Genomic DNA, 25,221 nt, shown 5'->3' with positions numbered 1-25,221 from the left:
ACAAAAAAGGCTGCTTCAATAAAAGCAGCCTTTCAGAATTTATCAATTTAAAACAACTGGAAAGGTAATATCAAGGTCTGTTTCGCCGCCTGCCTGTACAAAGTTCTCCCAGTTTGGATTATTTGCACCTGCAAAATTCTTGTTAAGGTCATGTCTTAGTACAACTCTCATCTGAGCGGCATTAAATCCAAGGGTCTGAACATTCCCTCTTAGTCCCACAGGATTGCCATCAATGTCTTCATCACCGTAGGTATAGCTCAGCAGTGGAGTTCCACTAAATGCTGAGCCCAAAAAGAAGAATTGATGATCCTCTTTTTCCTCGCGGATTTCTTCTGTGATGTCCTCATTTTCTATACCATTAAAAAGAAAAATTTCCATCAAATAGGTTTTTCCCCTGCTTAAAGCGATTGTTTGGATTGTGGGGCCATTGCCAAGCTCAAGACCGTCAGGATCGGTGGCTTTAAATTCAACAGGCGTTCCAACAGGCGCTCCCGCTGAATTAAGCTCGGTAAACTTTAGGGTAACTTCTGTGATAACTTCACCTTCGTTTTCCGGTTCTGGATCATCACTTTTGCAAGAAGAGAATAAAACCGAAATAGCGGAAAATGCTAATACAAGGTAATTGAATCTGTAATTTTTCATTTTAGTAATTGGTTTATAAAGTATTGATTAAAATTCATAGTTAAGCTTGACCATTACATTTCTTCCCAATTCATGGGAAAAATACCTGAACCGGTTCATATAATCTTTGTAGGCTTCATTAAAGAGATTGGTGATCTGCAAACCCACATTTAGCTTGTCTTTTCCCATTTTGAAAGATTTTTGAGCCCCAAGGTTCCAAAGCATGTAAGCAGGTGGTGCAGGAGCGAGGTCAAAATCCGGTTCACGGGTTTGTTTGGCTACGGCCATATTGCTGAAGGAAATCTTCGATTCGTTTTTTGACACACCTGTCAGAAATTGATAGCTCAATCCTGTTTCTAACCGGTCAGCCGGGATAAATGGCAGAAAGGAATTCTCTGTTGTGTTTTTTGCCCGCACAATTGACCCTCTTGAGAATAACTCCCAATGGGAAGACATGGTCCAAATGGCACTCAGGTCTGTACCAAAAAAGAAAGCATCCGTCTGGAGGTATTCAAAGACATTGAATGTTCCCCGCAAAGACACAAACCGTTCCTCAGTTGGATTGAGATAGATATAATTATTGATTCTATTGGCATAGCCCGTTAGTTCAATGTTGAGCTTGCTGTCAGAATAATTGAGGGTATTCATCCATTTGAAGGACTGCTCACTGACAAAATCAGGATTTCCGATTTCGATAGCCGCCAATCCGTGGTGCAATCCCTGACTGAACTGCTCATTGATACTCGGAGGTCTCCAAGCTGTGCCAAAATTGGTGTTGAAAGTCAGGTTGCGGGAAATTGGGTACATGGCGCCGATAAACGCTGAAAAATTATTAAAATCAAAGGAATCCTCCTGCAATACGCCGCCACGGTTGACCCTTGCAGCCTCCACATGTCTAAAATCATATCTCAGCCCTCCCTCAATTTCCAACGGCCCACTGGTGAATTTTTCAATGGCAAAGAATCCAACATTGAGCATGTCATAATTTGGTATCAAAGGCACAACACCTGTTCCTGGAATATTTGAGTTTGCCTGCTGAATGAGTTGCACGCCGACAGAACCGTTCCAGTTTTTTCTTGTTTGATGGTTATAACTGAGATCAAGTGTATTGGTAAAAAGCACCAAATCCAGAGAAGGCCTGCTGTTCAATTCGCCTCTTCTTCTGTCAAATTCCTGTCTGTGATTTCTCTGAAATGCATATTGAATATTCAATTTGGCCCCACCGGCCATGTGGTAATGTCCCTTCAGCTTCAATAACTGATGGTCTACATTTTGCCTTGGGTTTTGGATATCATAGGTGAAATCAGGACTTCGGAACGGGCGTCCGTTTTCAATGATACTTTCCAGATCTGAAAGATTACCGGTATGCGAATCTGTCAAAATACCGATTGAGGTCTGAAAATGACTGAAATAAACCTCTGTTCCCAACCTAGAGTTGCTGAATCCCAAAGCCCCGGAAAAATTCAACTCCCTAACGCCTGTATTGTCAAGCATATAGTCAGGAGTCTGAAGGTTTCCGGCGATTTTAGAAGATGCCTGGACCCAATAGCCCAAGCCTTTTATTTTGTTTGAACCCCCCAATAAACCAACTGAACCGTTGATTCCTCTTCCGTTAGAAAATCCTATCAAGTCTATTTCCCCACTTTGTCCACCTTTGACCGGGAGTGGTGCCGGATTTACCAAAATCACTCCCCCCATTGCATCAGGACCAAACCGGACTGTTTCTGCTCCTTTGACTACGGATATTTCCCTTGCAATAAACGGATCAATCTCGGGTGCATGGTCAGCTCCCCATTGTTGCCCCTCTAATCTGACACCGTTGTTGAGGATCAAAATCCTGTTGCTGTGCAGTCCGTGTATAACAGGTTTTTGAATACTTGATCCTGAAGAAAATGAGGTTACCCCCGGGATTCTTCTCAAAGTTTCTCCTAGGTTTTGACCTCTGGAAGTTCTCAATTCTTCCCCATAAATACCCGAAACAGTATTGGTAGTCAGAAGCGCTTCCTCGTGCCCATGGATTTCCACTCCTTCCAATTGGACATCTTCTGCCAACAACCTGATGGTTATGTTTAAATTGGACTTGATGTTGAGTTTTTCTAAATGCTCTTTGTGACCGAGATATTGAACCCTGAGAGTATGGTTTCCAGGGCAAATTTTTGAAATCCTGAAATTACCCTGCATGTCCGTCACCGCACCGATTTCTGATTCAATGAGCCAAATATAAGCCCCGACGATCGGTTCATTGTTTTCTTCATGAACCACCTTTCCACGGATAGTCAACTCACAGGATTCTTGCCCCAAAGCATTGAAAGCCATAATAAGGAAAGAAAGAAAAAGGGTAACTGACTTGGACATAAATGTAACTGTGTTGCAAAAATAGTCATCCAATCTAATTTGACCTAATGTTAATGCAACTTTGTTTCAATTTGTAACTGCAAAAAAATATTTGAGGGCTTTTTGCCAATAAAAAAAATTTTTCCGTCAATTACTTTTGATTTATACTTATTCGGAACCAATAGTATACCACAACCGACTTGAAATGTAATTTATCAAAGGTTTCTCATTTCTTTTATTTTTTGAAACTCTATTGAATCTAAATTATATTTTGACTTAATTTATCAAAGCCAAATGGTATTTGGTATTATCTATCACTCAAAAATTATTCTATCATGTTCAAAAAATTCTACCGATTTGTTGGAAAACCTGCCGGATTCGCAGCATTAGCACTTGTTTTGGTGACATTCTCCTGCCAGGAAAATGCAGAATCTCCAATCATGGATTCCCAAGACCAAGTTATGAGGTATCAAAATGGTGATATCATTCCAGGAAGCTATATTGTAGTTCTTAAGCCTCAATCTTTGGGATTTAGAAAAGATGGGAGCTACCAAGACAATCAGGCTTCTATGAGAAAAAGTGCTTCAAGTATCTTGGCTAAATACAGGATTTCAGACCAAAATATAGGAGCAGTCTATGCGGCAGCTTTGGATGGTTTTGGGGTGAAGTTGGATGAGAGCCAACTTGAACTGTTAAAAAATGACCCATCTGTAAGCTATATAGAGCCTGACAGGGTGATGTCTATCGCCCAAAAAGGCAAGCCAGGTGGAGGCGGAGGAAGTACAGCCCAAGAAACTCCGTGGGGAATCACCAGAGTCGGTGGTGCAGTTAATTACACCGGTACAAACGTTGCATGGGTAATTGATACAGGTATTGACTTGACTCACCCCGACTTAAATGTCAGTACAACAAATGGGTTTACTGCATTTACTTCCGGAAGAGATGCCAATCTTAGCGATGGAGATGGACACGGAACACACGTTGCAGGAACTATCGCGGCTATCAATAACTCGATTGGTGTGGTTGGTGTTGCAGCCGGTGCTACTGTGGTGCCTGTTAAAGTTTTGGATTCAAGAGGTTCAGGTTCCTATACCGGAGTAATTGCCGGAGTTGATTGGGTAGCTGCGAAAGGAAGACAGGGAGACGTGGCCAATATGAGTTTGGGCGGTCCGGTTTCTCAGGCATTGGATGATGCAATTGTAGCAGCAGCAGGTAAAGGCATCAAGTTTGTGATTGCGGCCGGAAACAGTGCTGCAAATGCAAACAACTATTCTCCTGCAAGGGTAAATGGTGCCAATATCTTTACCATTTCAGCTTCTGATATTAACAATAGGTTTGCTACTTTTTCCAATTTTGGAAATCCTCCAATCGACTATTGCGCTCCTGGAGTCAGCATTAAGTCAACTTGGCTTGCTGGCGGATACAATACCATAAGCGGAACTTCTATGGCATCCCCACATGCAGCGGGCGTATTGCTTTTGGGAGCAGCAAGAACATCAGGATTTGTGACCGGAGACAAAGACAGCACTGCTGACCCAATCATTTCAAGATAATTGTAGCTTAAAAATTTTAATCCTAAACCGCCTTCTTCACAGTTGGCGGTTTATTTTTTTCAATTCCCAAAGGATTTCTTCTAAACCATTGAGGCGGATTTCATATAGCGTATTCAGCCACATTCCAAGTTTACCTTCCGGGAAGCCTTTCCTATGCATCCAAATCAAATAGTCTTCCGGAACATCGCAGAGCAGCTTTCCTTTATACTTGCCAAAAGGCATGGTCTTCGTAACCAGATCAATCAATATTTGCCTGTCCATTGACCAAAAGTAGAAGATTAAGAATTAAATGTGGCTTTCAATCGGAATTTCCTGCTTCCAACTTTAATGGCAGTATTATTGAGAACCAAGTGAGGAATACTGATTCTTTTTCAAATCAATAAAATGAATTCCAAAACATCTATCAAAAAAATGAGGTTTTGATTCCGAATGCAGTATTTAGCTAATAACTTCGTGTAGTTCAAAAAACCAAATCAAAACCATGAAATCTATCACTTTTAGCAATGGCGACCAAATGCCAATTATTGGCCTTGGCACATGGAAATCCAAACCGGGAGAAGTATATCAGGCTGTCCTTTGGGCAATTGAAGCCGGATATCGGCATATTGATTGCGCCGCAATCTATGACAATGAGAAAGAGGTTGGCAACGCCCTCGACAAAGCATTTAAAGATGGTCTTGTCAAAAGAGAAGACCTTTTTATCACTTCCAAATTATGGAACAGCAATCACCGGCTTGATGATGTCGTCCCCGCTTTGAAAAAAACGCTGAAAGACCTTCAACTTGACTACCTTGACCTTTATCTTATCCATTGGCCTGTAAGTTTCAAAAAAGGTGTATCCTTTGCCCAGACAAGAGAAGAATTTTATACTTATGGTGATGTGCCTTTGGCCCAAACATGGGAAGGTATGGAAGAGGCTAAAAATCTGGGTCTGACAAAACATATAGGGGTTTCCAACTTCAATATCTCCAAACTTCAGGAGATAATCAATTCCGGTACAATAGCCCCCGAAATGCTTCAGGTTGAATTGCACCCTTTCCTTCCACAGAACAAATTGGTCAATTTCTGCAAAGAAAAGGGGATACTACTGACTGCTTATTCCCCATTGGGTTCGGGTGATCGGGCTGCATCTTCCAAAAAAGCAAATGAACCTAGTCTACTTGAAAATGAAACTGTAAAAGAACTGGCTTCGAAACATGGCGTCACAGCAGCGCAGGTTTTGGTGTCCTATTCTGTCCACAGGGATATTGCAGTCATCCCAAAATCTGTAAACCAAGATAGAATCAGTCAAAATCTAGCTTCTATTGAAGTGAATCTGGATGAGGCTGACATGGAAAAACTTGCCAACATTGGAACAGCATATCGGTTTATCGATGGTTCCTTTTTTACAGGAGCCCAAAGCCCTTATAAGTTGACTGATCTTTGGGAAAAAGAATAAATATAAACGGCCATTTTACCTGCTGAATGTCTCAGGTAAAATGGCTTTTTTTTCAGCTGTTTTTTAAAATCCTCAAGACCAATAATTCCCATTCTTGTTCCAAGCTGATGTCAGGTCGGGTTTCACCGGCTCGGCGGTACCAATAATCAGCATTCCAAATATCTCCTTCCTTCCGGTGGAGATAAGCATGAACCCTCGCAGAAAGCTTGTCAGCAGGACCGTCGGCCCTGTCATGGGCACTCTTCCAATCACCTTTTCCGTCATACCATAAGGCCTCCAATTGGGTGCTCAAACCTGCAGGAGGATTATTTTTCAGGAGAGAAGATTTGAATTCTGATATTGTCATTTCCTTTTAGTTTAATTATTAGAAAGGATAACCTATACCTATGTTGAAAACAGTCTGACCACGCTGACCGGGGAAACTTCTAAAGAAGCTGTCTAAAATATAGCGTTGACCAAGTGGCCGCGCAGGATCGAAGGCTTTAATACCCATATCCAACCTGACCACCAAAAAGTCAAAATCCATCCTCAAACCCACACCTGTACCCACCGCAATTTCTTTGTAAAATCTATTGAATTCGAAATTTGCACCCGGACGGGCAGGGTCAACATTGAATGTCCAGGTGTTACCCACGTCGATGAAAAAAGCTCCGTCAAAGTAACCATATATTTTGGACCGAAACTCAAACATGCCTTCAAACAATATTTCACCCGGCTGCTCAAACCTATAATCAAAAGAACCATCCTCCAAGGTATTCGGACTAAAAGATCCAGGCCCCAATCGTCTTGGTTGCCATGCACGAATCCCTGTACTTCCTCCTGCAAAAAAGTATTTTTCATAAGGAAGTACGCCATTGCTCACGCCGTAAGGCTTGGCTAATCCGAGATTTAAGCGATAGGCAAAAGTTTGGTCTTTGGTGATTGGGACATACTTTCTGTAATCTGACTGAAATTTCAAAAACTGAAAATAGGCCAATGTTCTTTCCTCTACAAAACTGCTGCTGACAAAATTCAGGGTCGTTCCGCCGCTTTCAAAGAAAAGCCTCCAAAGTGATGCTTTGTTTTTTTGAAATGCGCCGTATTGGTTGAAGTTGAAAATAACCTGTCCCGAAATACTGCTGACATAAGAAGGTAAAAATGAATTGATAAGGTTATTTCCCTGGTTTTGAAGGTCTTCCAATAATAACCTGAAATCATCACTCAAATTGGAACGGATAAAATTCGCATCCAACGCATTGACTGTGTATTGCTGCCTGAGATTCCGGGTATTCCAATTGTAGGCGATAATTCCATTGACGCTTTCACGGATGTATTCCGGCCGGTTGATATAATTATATCCGACCAGAGTCCTGGTTCTTGGATTATACCTGCCAAATTTTTCAAGGGAATTGACATTCAGCGGAAGTAAAAACTGGGGAAAAATAACCGAAGCTGAGGTATTCAACTCCCGGCTTCTGAAAACCCCACCTTCGCCTGTGGCGGATACGACCCCTTCCAAACCTGCCCTGAAGAAAAATTCAAAGATTTCAGCTCCCCTAAAAAGGTTTCTGTTTCTCAGTGAATGGCTAAAAAATGGACCGGGAACCTGTTCGGTAATGGTGGCGCCGAGTTGGTTGGTGATCAAATATTTTTGATTGGATTGGGTATAAATCCTCGGCCGCAGGACATTTCCCAAGGTATCAAAGGCAATGTTTACAAATCTGAACAGGTCAAGATTGGCGAGTTGTCGTTGGGTTTCGATGACATTTGTCCTGTTGTATAAATTTCCTTTCTCGAGAAAAATCCTTGAAGAAATGATTTTTTCAGAATACCTGTCTTCATAGACTTCAAAAACAATATCCCGGTAGGAGTTATGGAATTCGTAATCCACAAATGCTTCGGACGGTGGATCAATAAAAAAGAAAATAGAATCCAGAGTATAGACCTTATGACTTTCCGAAAAGGAAGGGTTTCTGATGACTTCCTCTATTCTGACTTTATGCTTGACGGTATCTTTGAAGACGTTGTATTCCAGATATGACCTTGAAAAAGTGTAATAACCGTTGTCTTTCAGCAAGTCTTCCACCCTTTGTCTTTCTCGCGAAATTGAATTTTGGTTGTAATTCTCGCCAACCTTGATCTGATTTTCTTTTTGATTTTGCTCCAAAAGAGCTAAAATCCCAACATCCTCCGATTTGATGAAAAAAGAATCTACCACATAAGGTTCGTGTTCTGTGATGAGATAGGATATCCGGGCTTTTTTCTTGTTAAAAGAAGTTTCAAAATGGGTTTCAGCGTCAAAAAAGCCATTGTTAATCAAATAGAACTTCATTTGCCGGCTTGTTTCCTCCGTCAAAGTACTGTCAAAAATGACCCTTGGATTTCCTGTGCGCATGAAAAAATTGCCGTATTCGAGCTTTTTTTCCAAGGAGGCGAGGTTATCATTGACCTTATTTATTCTTTTTACCTGTTTTTTTGTGAGCGGCTTTTCATCACTTAATTTTCTGAGTTCATCTCTTTCAGCAAGGAACTCGGCTTTCTTGTTGAGATGTCTAGAACTGTCATATATCCATTCTCCAAATCTGTAAATTGAAATCCCGACTGAGGTATTCAAAATCGGGATTCTGGTATTAGGCTCTTGTTGGATCAGGTCTGAAAGGTCCGATTTGGAGCTTTTTTTTGCTCCGGTCACTTTTACATCATATACCAAATATTGACCTTCCTTGAGTCCTTTGGTCAAAGAACAGGAAGAAATTAAAAAAAGCAGAAAAAGAAAGTTTATATATTTGGCTTTATTCACAATTAGGCAATTGACCGAATGTTGAGCAAAAATACGCTTAAGTTTATTAAATCCTTGCAACAGAAAAAATTCCGAAAAGAGGAGCAATCATTTTTTGTAGAAGGAAGTAAAAATGTAACGGAATTGCTTCTTTCAGATTATGAAGTGAGCCATGTTTTGTGCACCCAACAATTTGGAAATGAACATGCTAAACTTCTCAAAGGAATAAATGCAGCTGTTTTTGAAGTCAGCCAATCTACCCTCGAATCAGTAGGTTCATTCCAAAGCAATGATGCAGCACTTGCAGTGGCCAAAATCAAACCCAATACTCCGATCGGTTTGTCTTCAGAAGAATGGGCAATCGCCTTAGATGATGTCAAAGATCCGGGAAACCTCGGAACCATCATCAGGATAGCTGATTGGTATGGCATACAAAAACTCTTCTTAAGCGATGAATCTGCAGAATTTTATAATCCTAAAGTCCTACATGCAAGCATGGGGAGTTTTACAAGGGTCAAGATTTACTATACAGATTTGCACAGTGTTTTGAAAAAAATAGGACTTCCGGTTTATGGGGCATTTCTAAATGGAGATTCTATTTATGAAACCAAATTTGGTAGCGGGGGGATTATCCTCATGGGCAATGAATCCAATGGAATCTCCAAAGAACTTGAGCCCTTGGTAAGCCGCAAAATCACCATCCCGAGATTTGGCCATGCAGAATCATTGAATGTATCGGTGGCCACAGCCATTATTTGTGACAATATCAAAAGGAGCACCCAATAGCATCAAACTTATCATTCCAATGGCCAAACTTAGGGAAACCCTTAACCGTGTAGGACTGAATACTTTCTTTTTCTTACTTGTGGGTATGATTTTTCTGGCCAAAGCCTTTCCTGAATGGGGCTCTGAGGAAAGTCCTTTGCCTTTGAAAGCCATAACAGGAATCGGTATATCGGTCATCTTCTTTTTTTACGGAGTCAAGTTAAGTCCCGAGAAACTCAAACAAGGATTGTCCAACTGGAAGCTCCATATTCTCGTCCAATCAACGACGTTCCTGATCTTCCCAATGGTTGTGTTGTTACTTTATGCTGTCTGGGGTGACGAAGCAAACCTTTTCTGGATCGGGACATTCTACCTAGCTGCTTTACCTTCCACTGTTTCTTCCTCCGTTGTGATGGTATCGATTGCAGGTGGTAACCTTCCTGCAGCAATATTCAATGCGAGTATCTCAAGTATGGTGGGAATTTTTATCACGCCGCTTTGGATGGACCTGATGTTACCGGAAACTGCGGTGGATTTTGACCTGACGGATACCATCATAAAATTGAGTTTTCAGGTGTTGGTTCCTGTGATCCTGGGCTTATTTGTACACAAGTATCTGGTGAAGTATGTCAATAAGCACCAAACAGCTTTGAAGAATTTTGATCAGGCGATCATTCTACTTATCATCTTTACAGCTTTTGCGGAGTCATTTTCAGAAAATATGTTTGACGGTCATTCTGCGTCAGAATTGATTTTGCTTGGTGTTTTGATGTTGGTTTTTTTCCTTCTGATGATGGGATTGATGTACCTTTTGTCCAAAGCTTTGAAATTTTCAAGAGAAGATATGATTACCGTGATTTTCTGCGGAAGCAAAAAGTCATTGGTTCAGGGAGCCGTGATGGGAAGGGTGATGTTTCCTGACCCTGTGGTGTTTGGCGTGATGTTATTGCCGCTGATGGTCTACCACGCGCTGCAGCTGATGGTCGGTTCAGCTATAGCTCAAAAGTTGGGTGATGTCAAGAGCAGTAATCAGTCTCAGTAGGCAGTTTTCAGTCGCAGTGGTCAGTCTCAGTGGTCAGTTTTCAGTGATCAGTTTTCAGTGATCAGGCGCAGTAATCAGTTTTCAGTCGCAGTAATCAGTCTCAGTAATCTTTAAACCTTAAACCTAGACAACTTTGAAAACCTGACAACCCGACAACCAATACAACCCGACAACCAATACAACAACTACAACCCTTACAACCATTACAACAACCACAACCATTACAACAGCTTCAACCATTCTACCCCATGGAACTTATAATCTACCAAGTTGACGCATTTTCAGAAAAAGTTTTTGGAGGAAATCCCGCTGCAGTCGTTCCTTTGACCGGATGGTTGGAGGATGAAATCCTTCAAAAAATCGCTTTGGAAAATAACCTTTCGGAAACCGCTTTCTATGTCCGAGAGGAGAAAAATATTGTTTTGAGGTGGTTTACTCCGGGCACAGAAGTAGACCTCTGCGGTCACGCCACATTGGCTACAGCACATGTGCTTTTCGAACATGAGGGATTTGAGGGATCAGAAATCTCCTTTTTTTCTCCGAGGTCAGGGATTTTGAAGGTGAAAAAGGAGGGAAGCCAACTCGTGATGGACTTTCCTCTTGATCAGATCCAAGAGATTGAACTGACAGAGCAATTGAAAATACCCTTTAATCCAAAACCCATTCAGGCATTTAAGGGGAAAACGGATTACATCTTAATTTTTGAAAATGAAAGCCAAATCAGGAACCTAAATTTTGATCTTTCTCGTATTGCTGAATTGCCTGTCAGGGGTGTGATCGTCACGGCCAAAGGAAATGAGGTGGATTTTGTTTCCCGTTTTTTTGGGCCACAGGTTGGTGTTCCCGAAGATCCCGTCACAGGTTCTGCCCATACCAGTCTGACACCGATTTGGTCACAGAAGCTAGGAAAAGAGGAATTGACCGCCGTTCAGGTTTCGCCTAGACAAGGGAAAATCGGCTGTAGGTTGCTAGGAGAGAGGGTGATTCTGACAGGAAATGCAGTTACTTACCTGATCGGAAGGATATTCATCTGAGACCGAAAAAGGCTCATGGTTGGATGTAAACAAATGCGTTGACATTCATCCCTGCCCCCACAGAAGCAAAAACCATAATGTCGCCGGGATGGAATTGGTGTTCAGGCAGTTGATTTCTAACAATCATATCGTACAAGACCGGCACGGTTGCCACTGAATTGTTTCCCATTTTTGAAATGATCATGGGCATGATCTCCTCAGGCATTTCCTCTTTTCCAAATAGCTTAAAAGTCCTTTCCAGAATGGCGTGGTCCATTTTTGCATTGGCCTGATGGATCAAAACTTTGTCAATATTGTCAATTCCCAATCCTGCTTTTTCGATTACCTGTTTGACCAATACAGGAACTGTATTCAATGCATATTCATAAAGCTTTCGACCATTCATTTTAAGAAATAGTGTATCATCCTTAAAATCAGGATTGTATGACACATCCATCTTTAAGAAGTGAGCTTGTGTGAGGGTATCTGTTCTAGTCTTATGGGCAATGATTCCGACAGGTTTTTCACTTTCAATTCCCTCGATAACCACTGCGCCGGCACCATCTGAATAGATCATGGTATCGATGTCATGGGGATCTATAATCCTTGACAAATTCTCTGCCCCGATGATCAAAGCACGCTTGGCATCACCTGACTTGAAAAAATAATCCGCTTGGATCACGCCCTGTACCCATCCCGGACAACCAAAAGGCAAATCGTACGCCACGCAATCCGGGTTTTGAATCTGAAGCAAATGTTTGACCCTGGTCGCAATGGTCGGGACCATGTCTGTTTTTTTATTGTCGTGCCTGATTTCACCAAAATTTTGGGCAACGATGATGTAATCCAAAGTCTCAGGATCAATTCCTGCTGCTTCGATGGCCCTTTGAGAGGCGATAAAAGCCATGTCTGAAGTATTCATTTCAGGTGTCAGGTACCTTCTTTCCTCAATTTCGGTGATATCCTGAAACTTTTGGATGATGGCGGCATTGTCTTTAGGAATTTTCTTTCCTGAGGCATCCAGAAATTCATTTTTTAAAAAATCCTCGTTCTTTACAATGATTTCCGGCAGGTAAGAACCTGAACCAATAATGACAGTATAGATTGACATGGTGGCGATGTTTGGCTATTGGATTCAAGTTCCAATTAAGCAATAAAAAAATTAAATCAACCAAAATCGGACAAAGAAAAAGCTCCGTATCGACGGAGCTTTTTTTATCTGAGCTTAAATACTTGGTTGTGGAGTAGTTCTTAAATAAGATTTTATTCTTGTATGGCCTTTCGGAAATTTTGCCGGGATGTCTTCATCTTTGATAGCAGGTGCGATGACCACATCTTCGCCGTTTTTCCAGTTGGCCGGGGTGGCTACAGAATACTTGGCTGTCAATTGTAATGAATCAATTACCCTGAGCAATTCATCAAAATTTCTTCCCGTACTGGCCGGATAGGTGATGATCAGTTTTATTTTTTTGTCTGGTCCGACCACAAATACCGACCTTACTGTAAAATTTTCATTCGCATTGGGATGGATCATGTCATACAATTCGGATACATGTCTGTCTTTATCCGCGATCAAAGGAAAATTAACTGTCGTATGTTGGGTTTCATTGATGTCTTTGATCCATGCTGCATGGTCAACCAATCCATCCACACTGAGTGCCATTACTTTGACATTTCTTTTTTCAAATTCAGATTTTAACTTCGCAACAGCACCCAATTCTGTGGTACAGACAGGCGTGTAATCAGCCGGATGTGAGAATAAAACTCCCCATCCATCGCCTAAATATTCATAAAAATCAATTTTTCCTTCAGTCGTCTCGGCGACAAAATTCGGTGCTAAATCTCCTAATCTTAGTGACATGGTTATTTTTATTTAAAGTCTATAGAAATAATAGGTAAATAACTTTATACTTCCATTTAAAGTTCAAGGTTTGGAAAAAGTATTCTGTTTGTTTGAGCCCATCATGTAAAGCACTTCAGAAAAAAAAAAGGAAAGAAATTCGGTTTATCTTGATAGTTTGCCTCGAATTCAAAAAAGTATGAAAAATGAAAATGCCCTGATTGTTTTTCAAAAAAATGCAGTTCTGGGAAAAGTGAAATCAAGACTTGCCGCAACCATCGGAGAAAAAAAAGCCTTGGAAATATACCAGTCATTGCTTTTGCATACATACAGGCAAATCGAAAAACTGGAAGACGTAGATATTTCCATTTTGTATTCGGATTTTATTGAAGAAAATTCATTTGGCCAATTCAAGCCTGATTTTGAAGAAGTACAATTAGGCGTGGACTTGGGAGAAAGAATGTCAAATGCCTTCCTGTCTCTCTTTCAGAAAGGCTACAAAAAAGTAATTATCATAGGTACGGACTGTCCCGAAATCAAAACCGCTGATATAAAGGATGCTTTCCAGGCTTTGGAAAAGAAAGAAGTCTGTATTGGACCTGCTTTGGATGGAGGATATTATTTACTCGGAATGTGCCAATTTTATGGAGAACTTTTTCAGAATATCCCATGGAGTTCATCAGAAGTGTCAAAAAAGACCTTAGAAATACTAAACCGTGACCAAATAAGTTACGAATTGATGAAAATGCTCCGTGACATTGATACCGAAGAGGATCTGATTGCAATTTTCCCCAAATAAACCATTTCTAGATGTCGTTTTAATTTTGGAATTTGGCATGGTCAGAAGCTAAATGAAAATGAAAAACCTTTACAAAATATGCTTTTTGGTATTTTTTCTTCCCTTGGGTTTGCTTGCCCAAGACTTCCAAGAGTATGACATTTCAATTGCAGGAATTTCCATCGGAGAGATGACAGCTACCCGAAAAATCTCAGGAGAAAATTCCCAAATCGATATTAAAAGCAAAGTTGGATTCTGGTTTTTTGGGAAAATAGAACTTGATTTCCAAACCATTTCGGTTTTCAATGGAAACCATTTTATCAAAAGTGATACAAAGACAAAATCCAATAAAGGAGATTTCCGATCCCTCATCATATGGGAAAAGGACCACTACAACGTCAAATCGAGGAATTATAAATATGAATTGGATACAGAAGTCAAAAGGAAAGTGTTTTTCAGTTCTGCCTCCTTTTATTTTGAAGAACCTAAAAACGTGAAGGAATTTTTTGCTGAAGGATATGGATTGGTGTGTCCTGTGACAAAGCACAAAGACCACTATGAAGTCAATGTCAACGGCAACAAAAACAGATTTTACTATGTCAATGGGAAGCTTGACAAAGCGGTGATGGAGTTTCCGATCAAGAACTTTGTGGTGAAAAGGAAAACTCCATAATGCCCCTATGAAAATCAGTATCATCATTCCTGTTTTTAATGAAGCAGAAAATCTAAAAGAACTGTTGCCTTTGTTCCAAAATGGAAATCATACAAGCTTAATAGAGGTTATCATTGTCGATGGAGGAAGCACGGATGCGACCGAAGAAGTGGTAAAAGCTACCGGACTCATACTTACCGAAAGTGCTATCAAAAGTAGGGCTGTCCAAATGAATCTGGGAGCAAAGATGGCAACAGGGGATATTTTATACTTTGTCCATGCAGATGTGAGGGTCTTGCCATCCTTTTATGAAGATATCATGTCAAGTTTGAATGAGGGTTTTCAGGCAGGTTGTTTTGCTTATAATTTCGATTCATCTGACAAAATGCTTCGGATCAATTCCTGGTTTACCCAATTTGACGGTTTGCTCTCAGGGGGAGGAGATCAGACATTGTTCATTCGAAAAAATGTTTTTTGGGAATTGGGAGGGTTTGATGAGAAGTTTTGCCTGATGGAAGACTTCGAATTGGTGCGGCGGATCAAAAAGAAGTACGGGTTAAAGGTTATCCCAAAAAGGATTTTGGTCTCTGCACGCAAATACGAAAACAATTCATGGCTGAGGGTACAAATTGCCAATTTGATAGTTTTCGGGCTTTTTTTTCTCGATCATCCCCCAACAAAATTGAAAGCTCTCTATTCCAGACTATTGAAATAAAAAAACGGAACAGCAGTGCCGTTCCGTTTAAAATATCATCAATACCTATGAAGAGAACTTATCTTCACAAAGTTATGCCATCAAAAATTCAGCTTGGTTAAGGTAATATGAACTTATGGTATCTGTATGTTAACTTATTTCTTTAAAGCTCCTTTTACGCCATGGTTTGTGCCTTTACCAACCAAACTTAGCTCATTTGACGCCATGGTTTGTGTCTTCACAAACCAAACTTAGAATCAGCTTACTTTTTCTCCATCATCAGGTCCTGATTTTTCAGGATATCCATCGCAAACAAACTCATGGCTTTGATTCCGGTCTTGATGGTGGGTTCGGGTAGTGGTGCAAAATAGGGGCTGTGCAATCCCGGAATTTCCAATCCCTTTTCTTTTGCTTCCTCAAGGAATTTTGGATCACTTGCTCCCAAGTAAAACATGGTGATCGGAATGTTCCTTTCCTGCATACCAAACCTGCTGAAATCTTCACCGATCATTTGTGCTTTGACTTCTTTTACGTTGTCCTCACCGATATTCTTTTTGAAAACCTCCACCATTTGTTTGGTCAGATTTGCGTCATTGATTAGTGCCGGTGTATGTGGGTTTCTGATCCAATAAGTCGGCATTTTGTTTTCAGGCACTCCTGCAGCCCTTGCCAGGTTCTCACTGATTCTTTTCACACCCGAAATCATTTCTTCCCTGACATCCATGGAATATGACCTCAAGGTAAGTTGCATGATCACTTGGTCAGGAATAATGTTATGGACCGAACCGCCATGAATAGACCCTACTGTAACCACCGCAGGTTCCATCGGTGCGATTCTCCTGCTGACGATGGTTTGATAAGCCTGAATCATTTGCGCACTCAATACGATTGGATCAATTCCTGTATGGGGCGCAGCCCCATGTGCACCGACTCCGTTTACTGTCACATTCATCATGTCGACACCTGCCATCAGCGCACCTTCCTTATAGCCAAGTTTTCCAGCGGGAAGAAATGGGTCATCATGCAATGCGATGGCAAAATCGGGATGGGGAAATTTTTTGTAGAGCCCGTCATTCATCATATTCCAGGCACCCATTCCGTTTTCTTCTGAAGGTTGCCCGACCATCAGCAAGGTTCCTCTCCAGGAGTTTTTGTATTCCATCATCATCTTGGCTGTCCCGATAAATACCGTCATGTGGATATCGTGTCCACAGGAATGGGCGATGAAAGTATCCTTTCCGTCATTGCTGATCCCTTTTTTTACCGAGGCATAAGGCAGCCCGGTTTTTTCTTCCATAGGCAAAGCATCCATATCCGAACGGATAAGCAATACAGGTCCGGGACCGTTCTTGAACACCCCGACAACGCCATACCCGCCAATATTTTCGGTTACTTCATAGCCAATGGCTTTGAGTTCCTTTGCAATGCGTGCAGAAGTTTCTTTTTCCTGAAGGGAAAGTTCAGGGTTTTGGTGCAGGTGTTTATAAAGCCCATCGAGTTCGGGATAGATCCCGTCAATGTAAGCATCAACAGACTGTGCCGGCAAAATATCAGTAATGAAGAAGGACATAATCAGAAGGAATAAGGTATTTTTGATCAATTTCATTGTGATTGATTTATTTTTGTAAACCAAATAAAACAAATAATTCCCTGTTTTGTGGATATGTTTTTATTTTCGCCAAACTGATTTCTCCTTTTTTATGCCTTTGATTGGAAAGTCCACCTATGGTAAGCCTCCCAAATTCCTTTTCAACGGGCATTTGGAAACGATCATACCCAGTATTTTTAGAATAATTCAAGGGATCCAATATTCGAGGGAAAAGATCAATACTCCTGATGGGGATTTTTTAAACATTGATTGGTCCATAATCGGAAGCAAAAAACTACTCATCATTTCACATGGCCTCGAAGGAAGTTCGGACAGGCACTATGCCATGGGATTGGCCAAATTATTCAACCAACACGGTTTTGATGCTTTGGCCTGGAACAATAGGTCCTGTGGCGGAGAGATGAACAAGGGACCTATCTTGTACCATCATGGTGCATCTTACGATCTTAAAACTGTCATCGACCATGTCGAAAAATCCCATACTTACGAATCCTATTATCTGGCAGGAATCAGTATGGGAGGGGCACAGACTTTGAAATATTTGGGAGAAAATGGCCTTGACCTTAATTCAAAAATCAAAAGAGCCGCCGTTTATTCCACTCCCTGCAACCTGCCTGATTCGGCAGCAACATTGAGAGAAAAGAGAAATGCATTTTATAAAAACAGGTTTCTCAGCAAGCTGAAAGCTAAAATGCAGGTGAAAGGGGAACAGTTTCCTGGGTTGGTAGATTTGGATTTGCTCAAATCAGTCAAAGACTTTGACACATTCGATACCCACTTTACCGCCAAAGTTCATGGATTCAGGGATGCGCAGGATTTTTACCGAAGCGTCAGTGCCGACAATTGGATGGAACATATCCAGATCCCGACTCTGATCATCAATGCACTCAATGATCCGCTGATCATGGACCGCTGCTTTCCCGTCAAGCTTGCCGAAACACATCCCCATATTTTTCTTGAAATGCCAAATAGGGGAGGACACACCGGATTTTTGGTTCCCGGTCAGGAATTTACATGGGCGGAGTACAGGTTTTTGGAGTTTTTGAATTTGCCGGTTGGTTAATTGAAGAAAGTTTAAAACAATTCGGCCCTTTCGCCAGCTGATTGATTTGGTGTCGACAAATATCCAATGGATATGCTAGATCATTCTGTTTCAAGCATTTGTCATCCAGAGTCCTTAAAAATGTTATTTTCAGAAAGGTGATGACTATTAGGGTCGCGTCATCCTGAAGGAGGTACGACTGAAGGATCCCTTTATTTTAGGGGAGACTCTTCGCTACTCTACCAATGACGTGAATCTCTTGGTCGTCACCCTGAGTGAAGCGAAGGGTCTCATTTTTCTGAGATCTTTCATCCTCGGACCTCGTATTCAAGATGACGCAAGACCAACCGTCATTCCTATTCTCAACATTTTCTAAATGTTTGAGACTCAGAGTGACGTCCCCCGACAAATCGTCATTGGTAGCCGGAGAATTCGCAAAGAGTTCCGAGTTATAATAATTTTATTCATCTATAAGCACCCCAAATAAGCCGAATCGGAGAGTAGCATTTCTGCACTTTTGGTCTGCTCCTGGCTAAAAGCAAGATATACATGCCATTTGTCTTTTAGCCTGTTAACTGATAGCGGAAAAATTTCACTTTCAGATGACCTGTCATTGCCAAATATGACAAGTTCCGATATCATATTTTCAGGATTATGCAGGACTATAAAAGCCTTGTCCCAAGGTTTTGAATTGGATACATATGAATTGTTATCCCAGGTGACCAAAATACCATCGTTTGTTTTTTCTGCTTTTGGATTTTGGGGTGGTAAAAGATTCCCTCTGCTGATCTTAAGAAGTGAAGGGTCTAAGGCAAAGTATTTGCCATCTGCAATGAAGGAATTGTTTAAAGTGTAGGAAACACAGGCATGGAATGGCCTTCTGGCTCCAACTGCCTCATTCTGAAACCCAAAAGCTATGGCTCCTTTAAGCGATTTCAAATGTCTTTGGGTTAAAGTCATTTTACTCTGGTATAGCATTTTGAGCTCAGATGTCTTTTCCTTTTTTGCTTTTGTCTGCTTGGGTGGTGCTTGTCGGACATAGGTTTTTCCTCCAACCTGGTAATATACCAATCCGCCAACTTTACCATTGAATGTTCCTCCGGATGAATCATTTACACTTGCCATTTGGGTGGTGTTTAAAAGTTAAAACTTAATTTATAAATAATTAATTGAAACTACCAAATAAGGGGTAGTATTTTTACTTAAACACAACATGCTTTATGCTCCACTTACCAAAAATAAATTGCTTAGGGACTGGTGTTTGATTGGAGTTGGATTGGTCAATGATTGGTCAACAGGTAACTGATGGGCAGATGGGAGTCTACTATGGTTTAGGAGAGACTTAGGACTGGTATAACTTTGAATCAAGGGGAAATGGGGTTAAACTATATTAAATGTTCTTTATAATTAACTCAAATAACGCAAAGAAAACTACCGCTGATGACGAAGATGGAGGCAGAAAAAATGAAAAATCAGACGATGGGTTGTAAGAACAAGAAAAAAGCTGGTAGGGAACTCAATGGGCAAACATACTATGAGATGTCGGATGTGGAGTTGGAGAGATATATTTAATTTTACTAGATTTCATCCTTAGGTTGTATCATCGGTTCACATTTCGTTTTGTTGACGACTTTCGCTCGTAAATCTGCTTTACTTTTGAAGTGTCTTGCTATTGCATAACTTTTTTGCTCGTAATCGTCTTTACCACTATTGGAATAATAAAAGTTCTTTATTGAAATACAATTTTCATTTTCAAAAATTGTATTAAGTAATGTCCGATCTGATAAACCGCAAGAATGACCATATAGATGAACTTGAAAAGGTTTACTATTGATAAATTCTAAAAGACTCCTATAATGATCAAAATGTAAATATTTAAAAGATTTTATGTGCTCAAATAATAAGTCATTGTTCATATTTTCAAACTCTAAATAATCCTTATCTAATTCATCTCCATAACCAAATACTAAACCTTGCTTGTTTATATCGTCTCCTTCTAATTCTCCATGAATTGGAATATATGTGGTTGGAAAAGATTTCATATGCTCCAAATAGTCAAGTGCAAGGGACGTGTAATTAAAGTTTAAAACACATATTGAATTTGGCTGTTCGTCATGTTCAATTGTATTTGGAATAGTTTCATGTTTTGCTATTTCCATTAAAAATTGGCTTAGTAACTTTCTGGAAGGTTTAATCCTTTGTTTACTTACCTCTTCCTTTAAATACTCCTTTAATAGTTGTTTTAAGGAATTTAGATCATTGTTAATTTGCTCAATATTTTTTGAATCGTTATTCTTACTTGCGTCTTTCAATAGCTCGAAAAACACCAATTCAATATCAACCCATGATTTATTTTGAATTGACAATATAATGTTTTTTAAGAATTCTGATTGATGCTCAATTTCGATCCTCTGATTTCCTTTTAATAAGTAAATAAAGATTTTATACACCTCAGATTTATCAAGAGTATTCAAATTACTTCTTAATTCTTCAAAATTTGCTTTTGAGGTAATTGATAATAATCCGTCTTCAAAATGATAATTTCTTTTTAATTCATTCAAAATTTTAAGAGTGTAATCTTCTATAAAATCCTTAAAACTAGTCTTCAACCCATGGGCTAGGTCAAATCCATTTCCAATAATGATAAGCCTATTTACTTCTTTATACTTATCAAAAATTGAGTAATCAATTTGAGGTGTTTCCATATGCGTTAATCCACTTAAATCTGGAATTCTTAAATTATCAAGCATTAAAGACCTCCTTCTCAATAGATTTATCTTCCGAAGGAAAAAATCCTACCACCTCCCTCAAACAACTCTGCATCCATTGTTCTAGGGTGGTTTGATGGGTTTCTATTTCTTGTTCAAGATTATCGCATAAAGCCATTAATGAATTGACTTTTTCTACAATGGCTTTTTGCTCTTCTTTGGGCGGAATAGGCAATAATATTTTTTCAATATTGTCTTTACCAATATTTGGCTGCGCATTTTGATTGATTCTATCTCTTACCAATCCTTGGAAAAGCTCCGATTCAAGAATTACATTTAAAAAATCAAGACTTAATATTCGACTATCTGCATAGAAATTACCAACTCGATAGTTTTGAACTATTACACCATAATCTTTATCAACTCTTGTTACTTTTCCAAGCGTTCCACCGGTTAGCGCCATTAATAGATCACCTTTTTCAATTAATACATCTTTAAACTCGCTTTTTCTCGAAATATCAATATAATCAGCCTTAGATAAATCGAGTGTGCCATCAGGTTTACACTGACCGATTTTAACGACAGGTATGCCTTTTTCTACAAAATCAAACTGTCGAAATTGATGTCCATGCTTTAAAGCAGCGACCACATAAAACCTACTCCATTCCCAACTTTTGGGCAATTGATAAGGGATTTTATCAATTGAAATTTCTGTAATTGATTTTTCTTTTTTAATATTTTCAAGTAGGGTAGAAACAGGTTCTGTAGGGGTTCCTAGTGCTTGTCGGATCACTCGCCAATCCCTAGTCAACTTCCCCTGAACAGCCAATTGCAAAATGCCTTCCCGAAGTTTTTTGATGTTTTCTTTTTCGTTAAAGAAGGTGCCAAAATATTCCTGTAAAAATGCCCACTGACTAGCGGTATCCTGTTCTGCAGCTTGGGTCAACTGATTCAAGGCGGAAGTCACAAAATCTGACTTCAACTGAATCCGCTCCTGGGTCAAGGCTTCCAATTGCTCGACTTCGGCAAAGAGTTGGTTGACTACTTCTACTATGGCTTTTTGTTCTTCTAAGGGAGGGATTGAAACTAACAATGGAGCTATATCTTTATTATTTATTTGAGGAACACTAGTCCCATTGTTGAGAGTCCATAAATCAATAGAGTTAAACCAATGTTTCAAATACATGAAATTAAAATTCTCTAGGCAGGTAATTGCCATTGTATTAAGATCTACATGAATTGGTTGAAATACTAGGCGTTTTTTATTTGTAGCTATAGCACCCCCTCGCTTAGGGAAGATGATACTTCTAGTTGGAATCAATGCCTTGTTCAATTTTGGGTCTGAATTAATATACAAATTTGAGGTAGTTATTTCAATTTCATTTCCTGGTAGATTCATTGCTCCTACTTTTACATACATAAAATCTCCATTTGTTAATTCTAATGTACTATTAAATGAAGTACCACTTTTAAGTGTAACAATTTCCTCTAATCTAGACCAAATCCACCCCTCAGGTAATTTATAAGGAATATCTTCTTCAGAAATCTCAGGAAAAAGTTTTTCCTTTTTGATTTTCTTTTCCTTTATAAGTATTTCTTTTTCATCATTAATCCTTTCCAACAAAACCGAAGCAGGCTCCACACCAGGATTTTCCTCACGCCATTTCTTTGTCAGTTTCCCTTGTACTGCCAATTGCAAAATCAATCCTTTCAGCTCTTGGGCGTTTTTGGGATGAAGGGTCAGTTCCTTAAAATGTTCTAATAACTGCATCATCTATCGGAGTGCTTCTGTTAGTACTTTTATAATCTCGTCCTGAATCTCTGCGATCATCTTTTCGCTTGCCTGAAATTTCTTCAGCAGGATTTCCGGGCTAGCCAGATTATCGGCCTCCTGATGGGGATTTTTGATATCCAGGTTATATCCACGGTTTTTAATTTCCTCGGCAGAGACCTTCCAAGCAAATTGGCTGTAGGCTTCATTTTCCCTGTTATTCCACCAGGCTTTTTCCAGATCAAATTCCTTGATATGGATGGGTTTGCCTTTGTTGTAGCTTTTCACTCCATCCGGATAGGGATGCTCAAAATACCAGATGTCTTTGGTTGGCGTTCCTTTTTCGAAGAACAGCAAATTGGTCTTGATCCCTGTATAGGGATTGAATACGCCATTGGGAAGACGCACGATGGTGTGCAGGTTGCAGCGCTCCATCAGTTCTTCTTTGATCCGCGTTTTCACACCTTCACCAAAAAGCGTCCCATCAGGCAAGACCACTGCACTTCGACCGCCATCTTTCAGCAACCGGATAATCAAGGCCAAGAATAGATCGGCTGTTTCCTTGGTTCGGAACTTCTGAGGGAAATTGGTTTCAGTTCCGTCTTCTTCCACACCACCAAAAGGCGGGTTGGTGAGGATGATATCCACCTTGTCACCCGCTCCCCAGTCTGCATAGGGTTTACTGAGCAGATTGTCCCTCCGCACCGCAGGCACATCAAAGCCATGCAGCATCAGGTTGGTTGTACAAAGCAAATGGGGTAGAGGCTTTTTCTCGATTCCTCTGATAGTTGCCTGAAGGTCCCGCTCGTCTTGGTCGTTTTGGACCAGTTGTTTTTTATGGTCTATGGTACAGGTCAGGAATCCCCCCGTACCGGAAGCAGGGTCAAGAACGGTTTCTTTGAGTTGTGGATTGATGATGTCCACCATAAACTGTGTCACTGCCCGAGGAGTGTAATACTCTCCCGATGAACCCGCCGACTGCAATTCCTTCAGAATCGTTTCATAAAGGTCATTGAATAAGTGACGGTCTTTGGAACTGTTGAAGTCGATCCTGTTGATCTGATTGATGACCTGACGGAAGAGCGTTCCGTTTTTCATGTAATTGTAAGTATCCTCGAAGACCGAACGGATAATCTTGGCCTGAGGACTGATGGTGAAATCAAGTTCTTTCAAGGCAGGAAACAACTCATTGTTGATAAACTCCATCAGGGCATCTCCGGTCAGACCTTCTTCATTTCCGGCCCAATTTTGCCATTTGAATCGGTCTGGGATGGGACTTTTATAGTCTTCAATGGTGATTTCCCATTCTTCTTCCTTATCTGCAAAAATCTTCATAAAGAGCATCCAGACCATCTGCGAGATGCGCTGTGCATCTCCATCTACTCCTGTGTCTTTCCGCATGATATCGCGGATGCCTTTGATATTGGTTGTGATTGTTGTCATTTAGGTTTATTAATTTCTGGATTGGCTAATAATGCCTTTTCTACTTTTTCGATGGTGGGAATGCAATTCCCAATGAATTTTTTTAATTCTTCTTTTCTTTCCTCGTCGCCCAACTCGTCAAATTTTGCTCTTGAAATCTTTTTGTCCTGAATAAAATGGACGAGCCATAGTTTACCATAAGGTATGGAAGCGCCTTCTACCATGCTGATGCTCTTGGCAAATTCATCTCGGATAGGATTATCACCAGGAGAAATCACCGGTTTAAAGACAATCCTGACATCTTTATCAGTTGCATTAATGACTAATTCAAAAAGAAAAACTTCCCGATTAAGCCAACCATTAGATTGATTGTGTGATTGAATGACTTTACGAAGATCTTCTGTTAGAAAACGGACATAAGATTTACTTGTACTGCCAAGAACAAATGAAAAGTCCTTTAAAACCTCAATTAAAAGCTTCTGAATTTCTTTTTGAAGATCAGGTTTGTTTTCAAAAATAAAGTTCAATGCCCTTCTGTGGGTCTGATAAAGTTTGACAGCCAATTCATTCAGATGGTCTTCTTGCATGATGTTTCGTTTTAAAACTTTGAGGTAATCTTCCAAATACAAAAAGGTGCGGTTGTTGATTTGGGGCTTGTAAACTGCCATGATTCTTTCCAGAATCTGGGCAATTTGGATATAGTTGTATTCGATATAATAATTTTTGTCCTCTTCATTTTTAGCTTCAGTTCCTTCTTTTGTCAAAAGCACAAATGCCTTTTTGTGATTTGGAAAATGAGTTTCAATTACTTTTCTATACTTGGTTAATTGAAGAGAGTGTTCTGATGAATCCCATTTATTCTCCACAACGACGACAATCTTGTCGAGTACAATTAACAAATCAATATTTTGCCATTCCCGTCTTAGTTCCGCAGATCTAAAATCAAGGGTATCTGCTTCAGGACCGTATAATCCAACCACACGCTCACTAGAGAAAATATCTCTTAGAAATCTCAAGAGTACCATTTCTCCTAATCCATGATTGGCATTTGGGTCTAATATCCAAGCCAAAAAATTAGAGTGCCTTACCTCACTTTTGGTAGCATTTAATATATCAAAGAAGTTTGCTGATTGAAGTTCCAATTCAATCCGTTCAAAAGAAGCATCATTCAAAAGATTCAG

General features: G+C 40.1%; 23 protein-coding genes. 10 read left to right on the top strand and 13 right to left on the bottom strand.

Features of this window, described 5'->3' with window-relative positions:
- Positions 1-42: 42 nt before the first annotated feature.
- Complete coding sequence (locus tag DQW11_RS01385) at positions 43-642, bottom strand: hypothetical protein (protein ID WP_113922193.1); 600 nt, start codon at positions 640-642, stop codon at positions 43-45.
- Between the two features lie 27 nt (positions 643-669).
- Entirely contained in the window at positions 670-2,976 is a 2,307-nt protein-coding gene (locus tag DQW11_RS01380) for a TonB-dependent receptor (RefSeq protein WP_113922192.1), read from the bottom strand.
- Between the two features lie 314 nt (positions 2,977-3,290).
- On the opposite strand from DQW11_RS01380, the gene DQW11_RS01375 reads away from it, so the two are divergent.
- Positions 3,291-4,508, top strand: coding sequence for a S8 family serine peptidase (locus DQW11_RS01375; protein WP_113922191.1), 1,218 nt, complete (start codon positions 3,291-3,293; stop codon positions 4,506-4,508).
- Positions 4,509-4,544: 36 nt separating this feature from the next.
- Here DQW11_RS01375 and DQW11_RS01370 read toward each other — a convergent pair whose 3' ends face one another.
- On the bottom strand, positions 4,545-4,769 hold the full coding sequence (locus DQW11_RS01370) for a DUF3820 family protein (RefSeq protein WP_113922190.1): 225 nt from the start codon (positions 4,767-4,769) through the stop codon (positions 4,545-4,547).
- A gap of 220 nt (positions 4,770-4,989) precedes the next feature.
- On the opposite strand from DQW11_RS01370, the gene DQW11_RS01365 reads away from it, so the two are divergent.
- Positions 4,990-5,946, top strand: coding sequence for an aldo/keto reductase (locus DQW11_RS01365; RefSeq protein WP_113922189.1), 957 nt, complete (start codon positions 4,990-4,992; stop codon positions 5,944-5,946).
- Positions 5,947-5,998: 52 nt separating this feature from the next.
- Here DQW11_RS01365 and DQW11_RS01360 read toward each other — a convergent pair whose 3' ends face one another.
- Together DQW11_RS01360 and tamL are read right to left on the bottom strand one after the other, a co-directional pair.
- On the bottom strand, positions 5,999-6,292 hold the full coding sequence (locus DQW11_RS01360; RefSeq protein ID WP_113922188.1) for a hypothetical protein: 294 nt from the start codon (positions 6,290-6,292) through the stop codon (positions 5,999-6,001).
- An 18-nt stretch (positions 6,293-6,310) separates the two neighbouring features.
- Positions 6,311-8,665, bottom strand: coding sequence for a translocation and assembly module lipoprotein TamL (gene tamL / locus DQW11_RS01355; RefSeq protein ID WP_232826645.1), 2,355 nt, complete (start codon positions 8,663-8,665; stop codon positions 6,311-6,313).
- Positions 8,666-8,743: 78 nt separating this feature from the next.
- Here tamL and DQW11_RS01350 point away from each other — a divergent pair, with 78 nt between their 5' ends.
- The 3 genes from DQW11_RS01350 to DQW11_RS01340 all read left to right on the top strand — a co-directional run bounded on the left by DQW11_RS01350 (position 8,744) and on the right by DQW11_RS01340 (position 11,545).
- Positions 8,744-9,490, top strand: a complete 747-nt coding sequence (locus DQW11_RS01350) for an RNA methyltransferase (RefSeq protein WP_113922186.1) — start codon at positions 8,744-8,746, stop codon at positions 9,488-9,490.
- Positions 9,491-9,509: 19 nt separating this feature from the next.
- Positions 9,510-10,511, top strand: a complete 1,002-nt coding sequence (locus DQW11_RS01345; protein WP_113923157.1) for a bile acid:sodium symporter family protein — start codon at positions 9,510-9,512, stop codon at positions 10,509-10,511.
- Between the two features lie 248 nt (positions 10,512-10,759).
- A complete protein-coding gene (locus tag DQW11_RS01340; protein WP_113922185.1) occupies positions 10,760-11,545 on the top strand; it encodes a PhzF family phenazine biosynthesis protein in 786 nt (261 codons plus the stop codon).
- A gap of 13 nt (positions 11,546-11,558) precedes the next feature.
- Here the strand turns inward: DQW11_RS01340 and DQW11_RS01335 are convergent, their stop codons facing one another.
- Entirely contained in the window at positions 11,559-12,635 is a 1,077-nt protein-coding gene (locus DQW11_RS01335) for a 3-oxoacyl-ACP synthase III family protein (protein WP_113922184.1), read from the bottom strand.
- Positions 12,636-12,749: 114 nt separating this feature from the next.
- Positions 12,750-13,385 carry a peroxiredoxin gene (locus DQW11_RS01330; protein WP_113922183.1) on the bottom strand — a complete coding sequence of 212 codons (636 nt, stop codon included), beginning with the start codon at positions 13,383-13,385 and terminating at the stop codon, positions 12,750-12,752.
- 178 nt (positions 13,386-13,563) lie between these two features.
- Here DQW11_RS01330 and DQW11_RS01325 point away from each other — a divergent pair, with 178 nt between their 5' ends.
- From DQW11_RS01325 to DQW11_RS01315, 3 genes are read left to right on the top strand one after another with little or no spacing between them, the layout of a single operon-like run.
- Positions 13,564-14,163, top strand: coding sequence for a TIGR04282 family arsenosugar biosynthesis glycosyltransferase (locus DQW11_RS01325; protein WP_113922182.1), 600 nt, complete (start codon positions 13,564-13,566; stop codon positions 14,161-14,163).
- Positions 14,164-14,221: 58 nt separating this feature from the next.
- Positions 14,222-14,815 (top strand): DUF6134 family protein, encoded by a 594-nt coding sequence (locus DQW11_RS01320; RefSeq protein WP_113923156.1) that lies wholly within the window; start codon positions 14,222-14,224, stop codon positions 14,813-14,815.
- Positions 14,816-14,822: 7 nt separating this feature from the next.
- Positions 14,823-15,509, top strand: coding sequence for a TIGR04283 family arsenosugar biosynthesis glycosyltransferase (locus tag DQW11_RS01315; protein WP_113922181.1), 687 nt, complete (start codon positions 14,823-14,825; stop codon positions 15,507-15,509).
- A gap of 241 nt (positions 15,510-15,750) precedes the next feature.
- Here DQW11_RS01315 and DQW11_RS01310 read toward each other — a convergent pair whose 3' ends face one another.
- The gene (locus DQW11_RS01310; RefSeq protein ID WP_113922180.1) at positions 15,751-17,094 is read right to left on the bottom strand and encodes an amidohydrolase; all 1,344 of its coding nucleotides are present in this window, start codon (positions 17,092-17,094) and stop codon (positions 15,751-15,753) included.
- Between the two features lie 94 nt (positions 17,095-17,188).
- Between DQW11_RS01310 and DQW11_RS01305 the strand changes: the two genes are divergently transcribed.
- Complete coding sequence (locus DQW11_RS01305) at positions 17,189-18,160, top strand: YheT family hydrolase (RefSeq protein ID WP_113922179.1); 972 nt, start codon at positions 17,189-17,191, stop codon at positions 18,158-18,160.
- Between the two features lie 447 nt (positions 18,161-18,607).
- On the opposite strand, the gene DQW11_RS01300 is transcribed toward DQW11_RS01305, so the two are convergent.
- On the bottom strand, positions 18,608-19,264 hold the full coding sequence (locus DQW11_RS01300) for a DUF6266 family protein (protein ID WP_113922178.1): 657 nt from the start codon (positions 19,262-19,264) through the stop codon (positions 18,608-18,610).
- A gap of 315 nt (positions 19,265-19,579) precedes the next feature.
- On the opposite strand from DQW11_RS01300, the gene DQW11_RS22525 reads away from it, so the two are divergent.
- Entirely contained in the window at positions 19,580-19,711 is a 132-nt protein-coding gene (locus tag DQW11_RS22525) for a hypothetical protein (protein ID WP_262511044.1), read from the top strand.
- Between the two features lie 5 nt (positions 19,712-19,716).
- Here DQW11_RS22525 and DQW11_RS01295 read toward each other — a convergent pair whose 3' ends face one another.
- The 4 genes from DQW11_RS01295 to DQW11_RS01280 are packed head-to-tail and all read right to left on the bottom strand — an operon-like array spanning position 19,717 to position 25,212.
- On the bottom strand, positions 19,717-20,889 hold the full coding sequence (locus DQW11_RS01295; RefSeq protein ID WP_113922177.1) for an AbiH family protein: 1,173 nt from the start codon (positions 20,887-20,889) through the stop codon (positions 19,717-19,719).
- The gene (locus DQW11_RS01290; protein ID WP_113922176.1) at positions 20,882-22,621 is read right to left on the bottom strand and encodes a restriction endonuclease subunit S; all 1,740 of its coding nucleotides are present in this window, start codon (positions 22,619-22,621) and stop codon (positions 20,882-20,884) included. Before DQW11_RS01290 ends, DQW11_RS01295 begins: the two co-directional genes overlap by 8 nt.
- On the bottom strand, positions 22,622-24,061 hold the full coding sequence (locus tag DQW11_RS01285) for a class I SAM-dependent DNA methyltransferase (RefSeq protein ID WP_113922175.1): 1,440 nt from the start codon (positions 24,059-24,061) through the stop codon (positions 22,622-22,624).
- Positions 24,058-25,212, bottom strand: a complete 1,155-nt coding sequence (locus DQW11_RS01280; RefSeq protein WP_157965992.1) for a PDDEXK-like family protein — start codon at positions 25,210-25,212, stop codon at positions 24,058-24,060. Before DQW11_RS01280 ends, DQW11_RS01285 begins: the two co-directional genes overlap by 4 nt.
- Between the last annotated feature and the right edge of the window lie 9 nt (positions 25,213-25,221).

Origin of the sequence: Cognataquiflexum aquatile (assembly GCF_003316845.1) — a bacterium.
GTDB classification, from domain to species: domain Bacteria; phylum Bacteroidota; class Bacteroidia; order Cytophagales; family Cyclobacteriaceae; genus Cognataquiflexum; species Cognataquiflexum aquatile.
Note: the sequence above shows the minus strand (reverse complement) of the source record. Positions and strands in the feature narration are given on the sequence as shown.

What these genes read in the sequence shown, in the direction of transcription:
- DQW11_RS01385 (WP_113922193.1), bottom strand. Translation starts at nt 642, where the DNA reads ATGAAAAATTACAGATTCAATTACCTTGTATTAGCATTTTCCGCTATT.
- DQW11_RS01380 (WP_113922192.1), bottom strand. Translation starts at nt 2,976, where the DNA reads ATGTCCAAGTCAGTTACCCTTTTTCTTTCTTTCCTTATTATGGCTTTC.
- DQW11_RS01375 (WP_113922191.1), top strand. Translation starts at nt 3,291, where the DNA reads ATGTTCAAAAAATTCTACCGATTTGTTGGAAAACCTGCCGGATTCGCA.
- DQW11_RS01370 (WP_113922190.1), bottom strand. Translation starts at nt 4,769, where the DNA reads ATGGACAGGCAAATATTGATTGATCTGGTTACGAAGACCATGCCTTTT.
- DQW11_RS01365 (WP_113922189.1), top strand. Translation starts at nt 4,990, where the DNA reads ATGAAATCTATCACTTTTAGCAATGGCGACCAAATGCCAATTATTGGC.
- DQW11_RS01360 (WP_113922188.1), bottom strand. Translation starts at nt 6,292, where the DNA reads ATGACAATATCAGAATTCAAATCTTCTCTCCTGAAAAATAATCCTCCT.
- DQW11_RS01350 (WP_113922186.1), top strand. Translation starts at nt 8,744, where the DNA reads ATGTTGAGCAAAAATACGCTTAAGTTTATTAAATCCTTGCAACAGAAA.
- DQW11_RS01345 (WP_113923157.1), top strand. Translation starts at nt 9,510, where the DNA reads ATGGCCAAACTTAGGGAAACCCTTAACCGTGTAGGACTGAATACTTTC.
- DQW11_RS01340 (WP_113922185.1), top strand. Translation starts at nt 10,760, where the DNA reads ATGGAACTTATAATCTACCAAGTTGACGCATTTTCAGAAAAAGTTTTT.
- DQW11_RS01335 (WP_113922184.1), bottom strand. Translation starts at nt 12,635, where the DNA reads ATGTCAATCTATACTGTCATTATTGGTTCAGGTTCTTACCTGCCGGAA.
- DQW11_RS01330 (WP_113922183.1), bottom strand. Translation starts at nt 13,385, where the DNA reads ATGTCACTAAGATTAGGAGATTTAGCACCGAATTTTGTCGCCGAGACG.
- DQW11_RS01325 (WP_113922182.1), top strand. Translation starts at nt 13,564, where the DNA reads ATGAAAAATGAAAATGCCCTGATTGTTTTTCAAAAAAATGCAGTTCTG.
- DQW11_RS01320 (WP_113923156.1), top strand. Translation starts at nt 14,222, where the DNA reads ATGAAAAACCTTTACAAAATATGCTTTTTGGTATTTTTTCTTCCCTTG.
- DQW11_RS01315 (WP_113922181.1), top strand. Translation starts at nt 14,823, where the DNA reads ATGAAAATCAGTATCATCATTCCTGTTTTTAATGAAGCAGAAAATCTA.
- DQW11_RS01310 (WP_113922180.1), bottom strand. Translation starts at nt 17,094, where the DNA reads ATGAAATTGATCAAAAATACCTTATTCCTTCTGATTATGTCCTTCTTC.
- DQW11_RS01305 (WP_113922179.1), top strand. Translation starts at nt 17,189, where the DNA reads ATGCCTTTGATTGGAAAGTCCACCTATGGTAAGCCTCCCAAATTCCTT.
- DQW11_RS01300 (WP_113922178.1), bottom strand. Translation starts at nt 19,264, where the DNA reads ATGGCAAGTGTAAATGATTCATCCGGAGGAACATTCAATGGTAAAGTT.
- DQW11_RS22525 (WP_262511044.1), top strand. Translation starts at nt 19,580, where the DNA reads ATGACGAAGATGGAGGCAGAAAAAATGAAAAATCAGACGATGGGTTGT.
- DQW11_RS01295 (WP_113922177.1), bottom strand. Translation starts at nt 20,889, where the DNA reads ATGCTTGATAATTTAAGAATTCCAGATTTAAGTGGATTAACGCATATG.
- DQW11_RS01290 (WP_113922176.1), bottom strand. Translation starts at nt 22,621, where the DNA reads ATGATGCAGTTATTAGAACATTTTAAGGAACTGACCCTTCATCCCAAA.
- DQW11_RS01285 (WP_113922175.1), bottom strand. Translation starts at nt 24,061, where the DNA reads ATGACAACAATCACAACCAATATCAAAGGCATCCGCGATATCATGCGG.